Raw genomic sequence first — 14134 nt, forward strand, 5'->3', positions numbered from 1 at the left:
CGACCGCTCAGGAAGCCGGCGCATCGGTTTCCCGAACCAGGTGCTTGCGCGCGATCAGGGCATAGGCCGTGGGCACAACGATCAGGGTGATGAAAGTGGAGCTGAACAGACCGCCCACGATGGCCCGCGCCATGGGCGCCTGGGCCTCGCTGCCTTCGCCCAATCCGAGGGCCAGGGGGGTCATGGCCAGCATGGTGGTCATGGCGGTCATCAAGATGGGCCGCATGCGGCGGCGGCCGGCCTCCTCGATGGCGGCGTTCATGGCCATACCGTCCCGCCGGCGCAGCAGGTTGATATGGTCCACCAGCAGAATGGCGTTGTTGACGACGATGCCGCCGAGCATGATGCAACCGATGTAGGACTGCACATTGAAAGTGGTGCCGGTCAGATAGAGCATCAGGATCACGCCGATGGCGGCGAAGGGCACCGAAAACATCACGATGAAGGGATCGCGCAGCGATTCGTAAAGGGAGGCCATCACCATGTAAACCAGCACCAGAGCCAGCACGAAGCTCAGCAACAACTCAGCAAAGGCTTTCTGCTGCTCCTCGTAATCGCCGCTGATGGGGATGCTGAAATCCCGCGGCACCGGTATGGTCGCCAACCCGTTGCGCACATCAGCCAGAATGGCGCCCATGTCCCGGCCGCTGTATTCGGCCGTTACATAGACCACCCGCTCCTGGTCCTTGCGCTCGATGAAGGTCGGTCCGCGCCGCTGGGTGGTGGAAACCACGTTGCGCAGAATCACCGGTTCGCCGTCCGCATTGATCACCGGCAGATCCAGGATTTCGCGTAAGGAGCGGCGCTGGGCATCGGCCAACTGCACCAGGATGGTGTATTCGTTGCCCCCTTCGCGAAAGGTGCCCGCCGAAGTGCCCGACAACACCGTCTGGAGCGTGGTGGCCACTTGGGAAACGGTCAATTTCATGTCGGCGGCCTTGCCCCGATCCACCACGATCAGCTCCTCGGGGGAGCCGGTTTCCCGGCTCACGCGGGTGTCGGTCACGCCCGGCACCGCGGCGATCACCGTTTCCACCTGGCGCGCCAGGGCATCGGCCGTCTCCAGATCGTGGCCCCGCACATCCACCTGCAGCCGATCATCGCCCTGGGTGCCCATGCGCAGCAAAAACAGCCCCTGGCCCGCCCGGGTACGGATCTCCACCCCGGGCAAATCGCTCAGCGCCGAACGCAACGCCTGGGCGATCTGTTCACTGGAGCGATTGCGCTGGTTGACCGGCACCAGGGCGATGCGCATCTCGCCGGCATTGGTGCCTCGGGCCCGCCAACTGGACGCGCCGATGAAAACCACGGTGTTGTCGATCTCCGGCACGGCCTCGTAAACGAGGGGTTCGATCTCCTGAAAAGCTTGATCCACGACTTCCAGGCGGGTGCCCACGGCCATCTCCGCATTGACCCGCACCTCGCTCTCGTCGGTGGACGGCATCAGTTCCACGCCCACCAGGGGAACCAAGGCCAGACACAGAATCAGAACAGCGACGGCGGCGCCGAGGGTGCGTCCGCGACGGTACAAACTCCAGTGCAAGAACCGCCGGTAGCGCTCCTCCAAACGGGTGTAGAACCCTTCGAGGCGGCTGGAGAGGGCGGCGCCGGCCGTCTCCGGCACGTCGGCCGCCGCCACCGCCGGGCCACGCCCCCCGCGGGCGGCCAACATGGGCACCAGGGTCAGCGCCACGGTGAGGGAACAGGCCAGGGCGAATCCCACCACGTAGGCCAACTGCCGGAAAATGAGTCCGGACATTCCCTCGACGAACACCAGCGGAAGAAAAACCGCCAGGGTGGTGATGGTGCTGGCGATCACCGCGGCCCGCACTTCCTGGCTGCCCTGAATGGCGGCGCGCTTGGCGTCCAACCCCTTTTCACGCAGCCGGTAGATGTTCTCCAAAACCACGATGGCGTTGTCCACCAGCATGCCGATGCCCAGGGCCAAACCGCCCAGGGTCATGATGTTGAGCGTGAAACCGCCCCAGTACATCAGCGCGAAGGTGGCCACGATGGAGATGGGAATGGTGGTGACGATGATAGCCGTACTGGAGATGTTGCGCAGGAACATCAGCAGCACCAAAACCGCCAGCACGCCGCCGTAGACGATGGAGCGGCCCACGTTGGCGATGGAGCGCTTGATGTAGGCCGATGTGTCGATAATGGGGGTGATGCGCATCTGGGGGATGTCCTCATTGATCCGCGCCACCTCCGCCAGCACGCCGTCGGCCACCTCCACGGTGTTCTTGCCCGATTGCTTGTTGACCGCCAGCCGCACCCCCGGTTGGCCATTGACCCGGATGATGCGGGTCACCCGTTCCCACTTGTCCTCCACCGAGGCGATTTCGCGCAGCTTGACCGAAGCCCCTTCGCGCAGGGCCACCACCGTATCCCCCAACTCATCCAGGCGCACGAATACACCCGGCGTGCGAATGGTGATGTCCAACAAACCGTACTCGATGGTGCCGGCTGGCAGGGTCACGTTCTCCGCCCGGATGCGCTCGATGATCCGCTCCACCCCGATACCCAAAGCTTTGATCTTGTCCGGATCCAGATTGACATGGATCTCCCGCTCCAACCCGCCCCGGATATCCAGGGAAGCCACCCCCGGCACGCGCTCGATGCGGTACTTGACTTGGTGGTCGATGATGGAACGCAGCTGGATGGGGTCCAGGGAGCTGGCAACACCCAGGATCAGAATGGGAAAGGACGCCAGATCGAATTTGCGCAAGATGGGTCGATCGGCATCGTCGGGCAGCAGGGGAATCACCCGATCCAGTCGGTCACGCAGGTCGTTGGCCGCTTCATCCAGGTCGGTGCCCCAGGTGAAGGTGACCCGCACGCTGCTCATCCCCTCGGAGGAAACGGAGGTCACCTCCTCCACCCCCGGCACGGCGCTGACCGCCTCTTCCACGGGACGGGTGACCAGCTCCTCCATCTCCTCGGGGCTGGCGTTGCTGTATTCCGTGACCACGCTGAGGGTCGGGTAGGTGATGTCCGGCATCAGGTCGATGGCCAGACGGGAAAGGGAAACCAAACCGAGAATGATGACGATCAGCGCCGCCATCACGCTCATCACCGGCCGCTGAATGGCAAAGGTGGAGATGTTCATGGCCGTTCGGTCAGCGCTGCGGTGGAGCGGCTCTCGGGAATGGAAATGGCCGCGCCGTCCACCACAAGGTGCACGCCCAGGGTCACTACCTCACCCTCCAGTTGCGGCGTGAGCACTTGGGCCAGATCACCTTCGGTGATGCCCACGGTCACCGACACGAACCGGGCGGTGCCGGCATCGCGGTCGGCCAGAAAAACACCCCTTTGACCGCCGCGGGTCACCAGGGCCGACAGCGGCACCACCGTGGCGTCCGCGTACTCGGCGAACTCGATGTGGGCGCGCACAAACATGCCCGGCTTCAATTCCATGGCGGGATTGGGCACTTCGATCTCCACCCGCGCCTGGCGGGAAGTTTCCTTGAGCAGGGGCGCAATGCGCGCCACCCGTCCGGTGAAGGTCCGGCCGGGAAAGGCATCGGTGGTCACGACGGCCGTCAGATCCGGCGTAATCCGCGCATAGTCCCGCTCGATCACATGCACCACCGCATTGAGACGACGGATGTCCAGCACTGAAACAATGGGCGTGTTGGCGGACAGAAGCGCGCCTTCGTCCACGAACCGTTCGCCGACCACCCGCTGGACGCCGTTGCTTTCAGGCACATGGATGCGCGTGTAGGCCAACCGCACTTCGGCGAGACGCAACGTCGCCTCCCGCTGGGCCACCTGGGCCGCGGCCACCCGCATACGGGCCTGCAGGGCATTGTATTCCGATTCGGCGGCATCCAGCTGGGATTCGGAAGCGATGCGCTGCCGGTGCAAGGCCACGGTGCGCTCGAACTCCCGCCGGCTGCTCTCCAGGGTGGTGATCGCCTCCTCGAGACTGGCCCGGGCCACCTCCAGCTCCGCCCGCGCCTGACTCACCTGCTGGCGATACTCTTCATCGTCCAGCACCGCCACCAACTGGCCGGGAGCCACCGCATCGCCGATATGGACCAGTATCTTTTCCAGCCGACCGGCGATCTTGGGTGCGACCTCGAATCGGGACGTCGGCAGCAGGGTGCCGGTGAAGGTCGCCACATCCCGCATGTCCGCACGCCGCACGGGCACCACCTCCACCGCCACCGGGCGAACGGCCCGCGGCTGCCCCGCCTCGTCCCGCCCAGTGCTGAAGTGGCTCCACAACTGCCAGACCAACAGCAACAAAACGGCGGCACCGATGCCAATGGCAATATTTCTTTTCATGGGACCAAAATAACCAAACCGAACCCTGTTCGCAATAGGTATTAAAAAGGCTCAACAGATGATTCAAAATCGGCTAATGTAAATAGCCCGAGAATGGAGACGGGCAAGCGATCCGAGCAAACGGTCGGCAATCCGGCCTCGACCCCCGAAACCGGACGACAACCGATGGAGCGATCATGACTTTCAAAACCTTGGTGCTGATCATGTGCGGCGGCGGCCTGGGGGCCGTCGGTCGCTACGGCGTGGGTTTGCTGACCATGCGCTTCTGGGGCCACCTCTTTCCCTGGGGCACCATGCTGGTCAATCTGGCGGGCTGTTTTCTGGCGGGTTTGCTTTACGGACTGGCGGAGCGGGCGCGATGGATCACGCCCGAGCTGCGCCTGTTGCTCATCACCGGCTTTCTGGGGGCCTTCACCACCTTTTCCGCCTTTGCCCTGGAAACGGTCAACACCGCCCGCGCCGGTTTGCTGCAACAATCCCTGACCAACATCCTGATCAACACCCTGGGCGGCATCGCCCTGGCCTTTCTGGGCCTCTGGCTGGCGCGCCTGCAGTAGGCGCATCCGCGCCTACCACCCCTTGCTGACCAGAATATCCCTGACTTCCTGCTCCACCTTGCGCTCCACGAGAATCATCTTGCGTGCCTGGGCCTTTTTGATTTTTTCGGTCAGTACCTCCAAATCGGCCGGTTTTTCGATGAAATCCATGGCCCCCTGGCGCATGGCCTCCACCCCTTTTTCGATGCTGCCGTGGCCGGTGAGCAGGATCACTTGCAGCTCGGGGTGTTTGGCCTTCAAGTTTTTAAGCACCTGAAGACCGTCCATCTCCGGCATCATCAGGTCCAGCACGATGGCGTCGTAGGTGTGATCCTCGGTGATCTTGAGGGCATCGGTGGCCGATGTGGTGCTGTCGACCTCCATGCCGCGGGCGGTCATGCGCTCGCCCAACAGGTCCAGAAACTCTTTTTCGTCGTCCACCAACAGCACTTTCGTTGTCATGGCGTGACTCCTTTCGTCGGGTTCCATGAGGGTGTTGTTCAGCGACGCTTGGTCACTTGATCTTCAGGCGGCCATCCGCCGGGGCAGCACCGCGACAATCGCCTGTTGCGCAGTGTCCATCTCCACGCGGGCGGCCAGCAATTCCAGTAATTCGGTCCATGGGGCCGGCGGAAACGCGGCAGCGGCCGTCGCACCGGCGATCCCCCGGCATTCCAGGTGGACATGATCCTGCACCGAGCGGGCCTGCAGCGACAACCGCTTGCCTTCGTCGACATGATCCATCGCCCACGCCAGCAGCAGCCAAACCAAATGGAGCAGATGAAAGGGCCGGGTCACGATGCCGATGTCCGGATCGGACGGGGTGACCGCAACCGCCACCCCCCGGGCATCGGTCAACCGGCGGCAAATGGTCGACAGCATCTGCAGGTTGGCGGTCAAGCCGATCTCCTTGAACGAATGGTCCACGCTGTGGGCGAACTGGTTCATGTTGCGCACGATGCCGTCGTTGCGTTGGATTTGCCTTTTGATGGTGGCGCCCAACTGATGAATGCGCTGTGGGTCCAGCGGGCGCCCTTTGTTCTCCGCCATCAGGGCCAGATCTTCGATCAAGCCGGCGCTCTCGTTCATGATGCTCAGCGTGTTCTTCAAATCGTGGGAGATGGCGGCCGACATCCGGCCGAAAAAGCGCAATCCATCCACAGTCGTCTCTTTGTTGGATTGTGTCATGGCGCGCCCTCCTTTTCGGGCGGCGGCCCATCCGCCGCTGTGATTTCCCTGATCTTGGCCACCAACAGCTCGATGTCCACCGGCTTGAGCAGATAGTACGGCCGACCGGCTTCGGCGGTCCCCTCCTGGAAACTGGCATAAGAGCCGTGCCCGGTGATGAAAATGAACTTCATGTGCGGGGCCACGCGGACCATCTGCTTTTTGAGTTCGAAGCCGCTCATTCGGGGCAGTTTCACGTCCAGCACGGCCACGTCATACCGTTTCTCCCGGAGCAGTGCGACGGCCGCCTCGCAGGTGGACACCCCGTCGGCCTCGATGCCGCGCAGGGCCAGGCGTTCCACCAGCGCCGTCACCAACTCTTCTTCGTCATCGGCCAGCAGTACCCGTATGGATTTCATCCCTATCGACCTCCGGTTCCAATGGCAGGGTTATGGTAAAGCGGGTGCCCTGGTTCACCTGGCTCTCGACCGTGATGGTCCCTCCCAACTCCTGAACCAAACCATAGGTGATGGAAAGGCCCAGTCCGGTGCCCCCTTTTTGGGTGCGGGTGGAAAAAAACGGCTCGAACACCCGTTTAATATCCTCGGGCGCGATGCCGCAGCCGTCATCGGCCACGGCGATGGTGATCCGTTTGCGCGATGTCCGGCTTCCCTCGATGCGCAAATGGCCACCGTCTTCCACCGCGGCGAAGGCATTGTTCATCAGGTTGAGGAAAATCTGTTCCAGCTTGCCGCGATCACTCGGGACAGCGGGGATGTCGGGATCCATGGCGACACGGATGTCGATCCCCCGGTACTCGGCCTCCTTGCCCAAAAACCCGATCACGTTTTCGATCACCTCCCCGATCTGGACCGGCTGCAGGGAAACGCTGCCCGGCCGGGCGAAACTCAGCAGGCGCCGGGTGATGGTGGCACACCGGTTGACCGAGTTGAGAATGGAGGCGATTTGGGCCGCCAACTTCTCCATCACCGGTCCGTTGCCACGGCTCTGGAGCAGATCCTGCATCAATCCCGCCTTTTCGTTGATGATCGCCAGCGGATTGTTGATTTCATGAGCCACCCCGGCCGCCAGGCGACCGATGGAGGCCATCTTGTTGACATACTCCACGTTGTGCAGGGCGGCCAGGCGGGTCTGGTCGGCGGTGTGGATCTTGGCGACCAAGTAGGTCGAAACCGCCACCGCCACCAGCAGGATGGTCAGCACCCCGGCCACCATGTATGTGAAGATCTGGCGATGCTCCTTCTGCCAAGGATGCATCAAGACCGATTTGGGTTTGGCCACCATGAGGATGAAGGGGGTGTGATTCAAGTAAGCATACCCGATCACCAGCGGTTGGCCCCTGGCGTCCAGCGACTCGAAGACACGGGTGGAGGTCGAGAAGTCGGGGACCGGCAGGGACATCCGTTCGAAAACAGCCCCGAACCGCTGGGACGGGGTCTGGAGAATGCCCTCCTGGTTGATGATGAACATGTCGCCGCCGCTGCCCGCCTCGATGTGGACCAGTTCACCATGAAACTGCTCGGCTTCGATGGTGGCCCGCAGCACAAAGGGCTCCCCCGCAGCGTTCAAATGGCGCACCGCGATGACCAGGTGCGGACTCTGCCGGTACCCCATGAACACGTCGCTGATATAGGTACCTTGCTCCAGCGCCTGGGCAAACCAGTTTTGTTGGCTGTAGTCGAAGTTGGTCAGCTCGTAGGGCCCGCTGTAAGCCAGTTGGGTGCCGTGGCGATCGATCAACCCCAAATCGGTGAACCCGCCGAAACTGCCTTGCAAGCTGATTAAAATCCGGTCCAACCGTTCCGGCAGGCGCAACAGCGCGAAAGCGTTGTCGCGCACCAGGAACTGAAGCGCGTACTGTCGCTCCAGAATCATGAACGACAGGGTGCGACGCGCATTGGACACCAGCCGGGAAGTGCGCAGGATGATTTCCGATTCGATGGCTTTTTGGGTCACCTGGTAGTCGATGGCCGCCAGGAAGAAAATGGGAATCACCGCCACAACCGTGGTCAGCAACACGCTCAAGTACCAGATGCGCCGGAAGTTGAACATGTGCTTGTGCAGTCCGGTCGCCACATCCCGGTGGTCCCAAAATTGCGGCTTGATTTTTTGCCAAAAAGACATGGCCATCGATCCTCTGAAGCTTTCGCCTATTTGTTCTCCAAGTTGCGCCGCATGCGCTCGTTGGCCTGTTTCAGGGTGTCGCTGAGCACCTCGATGTCCACCGGCTTTTCCAGATAGGCAAAGGCTCCCAGGCGCAAACACTCCTGGCGGTGGCTGTCGGTGCCGTGACCGGTGAGGATCACCACCTCGATTTCCGGGTGGGTCGCCTTGACCCGCTTGAGCACCTCCATGCCGTCGATGCCGGGCATCTGCAGATCCAGCAACATGACTTCGGGCGCCTCCCGGGCCACCATCTCCAGTGCGCTCTCGCCGTCGAAAGCCACCGCCGAACCGATATCGCGCATGCCCAATCGCTCGGAGAGGGTTTGCACGAACTCCCGCTCGTCATCCACCAAGAGCACCTTGGAAGGCCGATCGGCATCGTAGCGGCGGTAGGCATCGCCGCCATTGGCGGTCGGTGCCACGGTAAAGGTGATCGGTTCTTGAATGTTCATGGTTGCCAAGGCCTCCTTGAGTTCCGCTTCCAGCCGTTCGCGCATCAATACCGGCCGGTCGATGTGCAGCGCGACGGCACCCCCTGCCACGGACACCCCCACCGCATGGCCCATGGCCGCCAGGCCGGTTTCGATGCGTGCGGCTTTCAGAAAATCGGCGGCCGCCCGGCGGGATGGGTCGGTGGGCTGCACCGCCTCGGCCGCCAATCCCTTGGTGATCAGCGCCACGGCCCGATCGCCGTCCAGGGTGTGCGTCGGCACCACCATGTCGTACAGGGAGGCCGCCCAGGGATCGTCCTCGCCCTTGATCGACCGGACCCAGGCGGCCCGCAGGCGGTCCTCGGCTTCAATGCGTCGCAGTGCCTTGGCGCGCATTCCCTTTTTGTCGCCCCCCGCCGCCGCAATGCGGTGCGCCGCATCGGCGATCAGGCAAACGTGCAGCACGTGGTCGATGGAGGGGGGCAACAGATGGCTGCTGAATCCGTGCAGCACCCAATCGGTGTCGCGGCATCGTTCGGCCAGGGCCAGCTTCAACCAGGCCAGGCAGCGCTCCCGCTCGCGGGTGAAGGGGTTGAACACCGAGGGTTCGAGCGCGAAACAGCGCTGCAATTGTTCGGTCGGCAGCCCCGAGAGGGTGGCGGCCCGCGCCACCAGGTCATCATCGGTGTACAGCGTACGACCTGTTTCGGCCACCAGACGCGCCGCGATCGCTTCCGCTCCGCAATAGGTGGCGCTGAACAGCGCGATAACAGACATGGCCTCCTCCTTCACGCTTGCCCTTGAATCGATGGTGACGATCGTTGCTGTGGGCCGGCCGCCGGCTGCTCCGGCGGCCTCCCGAACCGCTCCTCGATATCACTTTTGATCCGTTGGCGATAGTGCTCGACCATGGCATTGCGGGACATGACCATATCCAGTTGACGGGTGTGCATGGTCAGATAACCGACGATTTGCAGGCGGTGGCACATCACTTCCATGGGAAAATCTTCGAACCGGGCGCGCAGGGCATCCTCGGTGAGGGAGACGGCGAAGCCCTGCTCTTCCAGGATTTCGGCGATCAGTTGAATGCGCCGCATCTTGCGAAAGTCATCGGCCGCGCCGCCCTTGAAACGGAAAATGATGTAGTTCTCCGGCACCCGCTCGCTCACATAGCTTTCCACCGTGGAAAAATGAAAACCGAAGCGGGACATGAGGCTGCAGTAGTTTTTGGCGATCATGAAATAGTTACGCTGGGCGTAGCTGGAGCGCACCCCGGGCACCAGGGCGGTGTTGCGCGTGGCCTGGAACATGACCGACATGAACCCCTTGCCGTCGATGGGCGGCGGTCCCTGCCAGGGCACCTTGGTGATGCCCTGCCACAAGGCCTGCATGGGGATGGAAGCGATGTTTTCCAGGCGCACTTTGGGCCCCGTCACCTCGTCGCTGAAGCCGTCGTCCAGATTGAGAATCCACCACTGCATGGGCACATCCACCACCAGCTGCTTGCTCGATCGCATGGGAAAGGCGTTGTCGCGCCCGAAGGCGAACATCTCCTGCACCGCCTTTTCGTGGCAGTACCGGATGATATCGTGCAGACTGGTGCAGTGGGCCGGCGCGAAGGTGGGCGCGTCCGGATCGAGCAGGGTCAGGGGCGCGATGTGGGGCATGATCTGCGCCAAAGTATCGAACACCGGCGTTCCCGCCATCACGTGGGGCGCACGCAGTCGGCCGCGCAGCAGGGCGTCGACCTTGCCGTCGTGGATTTTCAAACCATCGGCATCCACGGTCACCGTTTGCCCGTCGGCCAGGCGGCTCATGGCCCCCTCGACCCCGAACAGGGCCGGCACCTGGTACTCGCGGGCCACATTGGCCAGATGACTGCTGACACTGCCGTGTTCGGCGACAACGGCGGCGGCGCGATGGAGCACCACGGCATACCCCGGCAGCGATTGCTGGACCACCATCACCTCGCCATCGGCGAAACGCATGGTGTCGGCTTCCCGCTTGAGCACGCGCACCGGCCCGGCCCCCACCCCACGGGCTGCGGTCACCTGGCCGTGAAGCAGCACCGCATGAACGGCGCCCTCCTCCCCTGCTGCGGCATCGTGCGCCACCTCCGCTTCGGACACCGGTGCGGCATCCGCATCGCTCGCTTGCGCTTCGGCCGGGGCCACGCTCAGGGGGCGGCACTGCAGCAACACGATGTGTCCGTCGCTGTCGATGGCCCACTCGATGTCCTGGGGCCCGCCGCAGTAATTCTCGATGTCCACCGCCATACGGGCCAGTGCCGCCGCCTGGTCGTCATCGATGGACGGCGCATGGCTTTGATCCTCCAACAGTTCGTTGCGGCAGATGCCCTCCTCGGCCAGGCAGCGATAGGCCACGGTTTTGGCACCGATGCGGCGCTCCCGCACACGGTGGGGCGCCTGGCGCGCGACCTCGAAATGGTCCACGGCGCTGCGGCCGTCCACCACCATCTTGGGCAACCCCCACACGGCGTTGATAATGATGGTGTCCTCCCGGATGTCCAAGGGGTTGCGGGTGTAAACCACGCCCCCGCAGACCGCATCGACCATCTGCAGGCAGCCGACACACATGACGATGTCTTCGTCGCGCAGGCCGCGATGGAAGCGATAGGTCATGGCGGTGGCGCCGAACTTGCCGGCCACCACCTCCTTGAAGGCATCGATCAGATGCCCGGGCCGCACATTGAGCAGGGATCGATATTGTCCCGCGAAAGAGGCGCCGGGCAGATCCTCGTTCACGCCGCTGCTGCGCACGGCCAGGGCCAGTGGCCCATCGACCTGCTTGCGCAGCTTGTCCACGGCCGCCTCGATGGCGGCAACCACCTCCGGCGGCACCTCCGCTGCCATGACCAGCTGCTGCAACACCGAACTGAGCTCGTAGAGCCGGTCCAACGCTTCTCCGTCGTGGCTTTGGATGCGCTGATGGATCTCCTCTTGCAGCCGCCGGTGCTGCATGAAGCGATGATAGGCCGCCGAGGTGATGACGAAACCGGCCGGCACGGCGATATCCAACTGTCGGGCGATATCGCCCAGGCTGGCCATCTTCACCCCGGCCACCTCCGCGTGGCGCCGATCGATGGCCGTCAGGTCGAGCACCAGTTCGGCATCTTCGCCGGGCACCGCGCTTTCCAGCAGCGGGGAGATGGTTTCCTGCAGGCGGCCGAAGGTGTCGTACAACGCCTGGTGACGACCGCCGGAAAGGGTGTCCAGATGTTGAATGATCTGGTACACGTTGACGAAAAGCAGGGCGCAGCGCGAACGAATGAAACTCATCCCGAAGGGCTTGTTGCCCGCCTGGACGCTCTCCATCTCCGAAATGGTCTTCAAGGCCTTGTCATTGGCGTTGAGCAGTCGCCGGAACTGCATATAGCGCAGTTTGAAGGCCCGCCGCAGTTCCTCGTCGTCCTGCGCGGCCTCCGGGAGCCCGGAAACGCCCTTGAAGGCATCGATGATATTGCGCAAAATTCGCAGCATACGCCCTGCCCGTTGTCGCTAATGCCCCAGGTTCATGCCCCAGCCTTCAAACAGGTACATGATGCCGAACCCGTACCACAAAGTATAAACCACGTAAAAGACCAGGGAAAGCAATACGATACCGATCTTGTTGCTGATGCTCTCGGCCGTGATGCCGTAGTAGTTGTAGGCGGTCTCCACCGCCTTGGCCTGCACCAGGTTCACCAGCTTGGCCGCGTCGAAGCGCCGCTGTTTGTTCAGCTCGTACTCCAGGGCCTTGAGCCCGCTCCACCAGTCGTACATCACCTGCCGCTCGTTGTAGCCGTGCTTGGCCAGTATCCGCGCGGCGTCGTTTGCATACATGATGTCCGCATCCGCCAGGGCCTCGTTCAACAAAGCGTTGAGACTGCCGCTGATCGCCACCTGTTTGCCCGTGGCGGCGGCGGCCATGCCCTGGCCGGTCAACAAACCCCGAAAGCGTTCGGCTTGCTCCGATGTCTCCATGCTGACGGTCACTGCAAGGGGCGCGCCCTGGTAGGCGTCCACCGACGCTTGGGCATTGGGAATGTAGTAGGCCGAGCCCTTGGAGATGGAGTTGTAAAGGTTGTCCATGTACGCCATGGGATTGTGCCCGTCCAAGATGGGCATGAACATCAGCACCAACACCACGGCGAAGCTGATCATCATTCCCACACCTTTATACATAGCCTGTTTCCTTGTTTGCATGGCGATCACTCCTGCGACTTGAGGGTTTTCAGATTGGCGAGAAAGGTGCCGATCACCCACACCCCGAACCCGCCGATGACAATGAAGAAGGCCCAGATGCCGAACACCTCCAGGGCATGGCCGGTGGCCTTGGAGATGGGCAGGATCTCCATCTCGCCCAACTTGCCCGGCAGGGCGAAGATGCGATTGACGAAACCGGCCAGCACCGCCATGGCGTAGAAGCCGCGAATGGTGATGCCCTTGACCACCTGGGTCACCATGGCCCCCACCTGGATGCCCACCAGCGAACCGATGAGCATGCCCATGGCCAGCGTGTAAAAGATGAAGCCGTAGATGGCGTATTGGCTGATGGAGGCATACCCCGCGGTGAAGATGATCTGGAAGATGTCGGTGCCCACAGTGGTCATGGAGGAGACCCCCAGCACGTAGACAAAGATGGGGAAGGTGAGAAAACCGCCGCCCACGCCCATGATACCGGCGGCCAATCCCACAAGGGCGCCGCTGGCCACCAGAAAGACCCAGGAGACGGAGCGGCCGCCGGGGGTGATATCGTGATCGAAGCGGATCATGGGAGGAATCTTCATCCCCTGGATGCGGTGGGGCAGATTGCCCAGCTCGGCGCCCTCGTCCCGGCCGCCGTGCACCGCGCAGGCATCTTCCGAACCCTCGACCGCGGTCTGGGCCTTGCGGCACTTGAGGTAGTCCAACATGGCATACATGCCTAGAAAACCCAGCATCAGCGAATAGATGGTGGTGATGAAGGCATCGCTCATCACCGGGTTGATCTCATAAAAGAAGCGGTTGACCATCCCGCCCACCGTGGCGCCCAGGATAGCGCCGATGAGAAACACCACCGCCAGGATGGCCGACACATTGCCCAGCTTGCGGTGAATGACACTGCCCATGATGGCCTTGGCGAATATGTGGAACAGATCGGTGCCCACGGCCAAAATGCCCTTGATGCCCGCGCTCATCAATGCGGGGGCGATCACGAAACCGCCGCCGGCGCCGATGCAGCCGGTAATCAGGCCCGCCCCCAGACCGATGAGGATGGAGACCAGAAAGATGCCGAGGGAATAAAACGCCGGACTGTAGGCCTTTTTCCCGCCCAACACGTCCGGCAGCATCTCGCTGATCGGTTCGGCGAAAGCATAACCGCCGATAATCACCGGCACCAGGAACAGTGCCAACAGCAAAAGGCGCCTGCGGTCCCCCAAAATGGTTTTGGATACGTCCAATTCCCATTTGGCGTGGGCGACGGCACCGGCCATCATGAATCGACCCAACTGTTTGAAAAATCCCATTGCTTGCTCCT

The 14134-nt window shown here is 62.6% G+C and carries 11 protein-coding genes; 1 reads left to right on the forward strand and 10 read right to left on the reverse strand.

The genetic code is table 11. The features are described from left to right. Window positions 1–7: 7 nt before the first annotated feature. Complete coding sequence (locus MRX98_RS19335; RefSeq protein ID WP_246914007.1) at window positions 8–3112, reverse strand: efflux RND transporter permease subunit; 3105 nt, start codon at window positions 3110–3112, stop codon at window positions 8–10. Beyond that, entirely contained in the window at window positions 3109–4293 is a 1185-nt protein-coding gene (locus MRX98_RS19340; protein WP_246914009.1) for an efflux RND transporter periplasmic adaptor subunit, read from the reverse strand. Before MRX98_RS19340 ends, MRX98_RS19335 begins: the two co-directional genes overlap by 4 nt. Window positions 4294–4469: 176 nt before the next feature. On the opposite strand from MRX98_RS19340, the gene crcB reads away from it, so the two are divergent. Then, on the forward strand, window positions 4470–4850 hold the full coding sequence (crcB, locus tag MRX98_RS19345) for a fluoride efflux transporter CrcB (protein ID WP_246914011.1): 381 nt from the start codon (window positions 4470–4472) through the stop codon (window positions 4848–4850). Between the two features lie 12 nt (window positions 4851–4862). On the opposite strand, the gene MRX98_RS19350 is transcribed toward crcB, so the two are convergent. The 8 genes from MRX98_RS19350 to MRX98_RS19385 all read right to left on the reverse strand — a co-directional run bounded on the left by MRX98_RS19350 (window position 4863) and on the right by MRX98_RS19385 (window position 14123). Beyond that, the gene (locus MRX98_RS19350; RefSeq protein WP_246914013.1) at window positions 4863–5291 is read right to left on the reverse strand and encodes a response regulator; all 429 of its coding nucleotides are present in this window, start codon (window positions 5289–5291) and stop codon (window positions 4863–4865) included. A 63-nt stretch (window positions 5292–5354) separates the two neighbouring features. Beyond that, entirely contained in the window at window positions 5355–6017 is a 663-nt protein-coding gene (locus tag MRX98_RS19355) for a sensor histidine kinase (RefSeq protein ID WP_246914015.1), read from the reverse strand. Further along, window positions 6014–6415, reverse strand: a complete 402-nt coding sequence (locus MRX98_RS19360) for a response regulator (protein ID WP_246914017.1) — start codon at window positions 6413–6415, stop codon at window positions 6014–6016. The genes MRX98_RS19355 and MRX98_RS19360 overlap by 4 nt, the downstream gene beginning before the upstream one ends. Then, window positions 6384–8141 carry a sensor histidine kinase gene (locus MRX98_RS19365; RefSeq protein ID WP_246914019.1) on the reverse strand — a complete coding sequence of 586 codons (1758 nt, stop codon included), beginning with the start codon at window positions 8139–8141 and terminating at the stop codon, window positions 6384–6386. Before MRX98_RS19365 ends, MRX98_RS19360 begins: the two co-directional genes overlap by 32 nt. Before the next feature lie 26 nt (window positions 8142–8167). Continuing rightward, entirely contained in the window at window positions 8168–9391 is a 1224-nt protein-coding gene (locus MRX98_RS19370) for a response regulator (RefSeq protein WP_246914021.1), read from the reverse strand. Window positions 9392–9402: 11 nt separating this feature from the next. After that, window positions 9403–12114 (reverse strand): PEP/pyruvate-binding domain-containing protein, encoded by a 2712-nt coding sequence (locus MRX98_RS19375; protein ID WP_246914023.1) that lies wholly within the window; start codon window positions 12112–12114, stop codon window positions 9403–9405. Between the two features lie 18 nt (window positions 12115–12132). Continuing rightward, on the reverse strand, window positions 12133–12780 hold the full coding sequence (locus tag MRX98_RS19380; protein WP_246914025.1) for a hypothetical protein: 648 nt from the start codon (window positions 12778–12780) through the stop codon (window positions 12133–12135). Window positions 12781–12824: 44 nt separating this feature from the next. Next, window positions 12825–14123: a sulfite exporter TauE/SafE family protein gene (locus MRX98_RS19385; RefSeq protein WP_246914027.1), complete on the reverse strand. Its 1299-nt coding sequence runs from the start codon at window positions 14121–14123 to the stop codon at window positions 12825–12827. Window positions 14124–14134: the final 11 nt, after the last annotated feature.

This window comes from Desulfatitalea alkaliphila, from assembly GCF_022968795.1.
Lineage (GTDB): Bacteria > Desulfobacterota > Desulfobacteria > Desulfobacterales > Desulfosarcinaceae > Desulfatitalea > Desulfatitalea alkaliphila.

Excerpts from the sequence above, each read along its gene's own strand:
- MRX98_RS19385 (WP_246914027.1), bottom strand. The coding sequence starts at position 14,123 with ATGGGATTTTTCAAACAGTTGGGTCGATTCATGATGGCCGGTGCCGTC.
- MRX98_RS19370 (WP_246914021.1), bottom strand. The coding sequence starts at position 9,391 with ATGTCTGTTATCGCGCTGTTCAGCGCCACCTATTGCGGAGCGGAAGCG.
- MRX98_RS19355 (WP_246914015.1), bottom strand. The coding sequence starts at position 6,017 with ATGACACAATCCAACAAAGAGACGACTGTGGATGGATTGCGCTTTTTC.
- MRX98_RS19375 (WP_246914023.1), bottom strand. The coding sequence starts at position 12,114 with ATGCTGCGAATTTTGCGCAATATCATCGATGCCTTCAAGGGCGTTTCC.
- MRX98_RS19340 (WP_246914009.1), bottom strand. The coding sequence starts at position 4,293 with ATGAAAAGAAATATTGCCATTGGCATCGGTGCCGCCGTTTTGTTGCTG.
- MRX98_RS19360 (WP_246914017.1), bottom strand. The coding sequence starts at position 6,415 with ATGAAATCCATACGGGTACTGCTGGCCGATGACGAAGAAGAGTTGGTG.
- MRX98_RS19335 (WP_246914007.1), bottom strand. The coding sequence starts at position 3,112 with ATGAACATCTCCACCTTTGCCATTCAGCGGCCGGTGATGAGCGTGATG.
- MRX98_RS19350 (WP_246914013.1), bottom strand. The coding sequence starts at position 5,291 with ATGACAACGAAAGTGCTGTTGGTGGACGACGAAAAAGAGTTTCTGGAC.
- MRX98_RS19380 (WP_246914025.1), bottom strand. The coding sequence starts at position 12,780 with ATGATGATCAGCTTCGCCGTGGTGTTGGTGCTGATGTTCATGCCCATC.
- crcB (WP_246914011.1), top strand. The coding sequence starts at position 4,470 with ATGACTTTCAAAACCTTGGTGCTGATCATGTGCGGCGGCGGCCTGGGG.
- MRX98_RS19365 (WP_246914019.1), bottom strand. The coding sequence starts at position 8,141 with ATGTCTTTTTGGCAAAAAATCAAGCCGCAATTTTGGGACCACCGGGAT.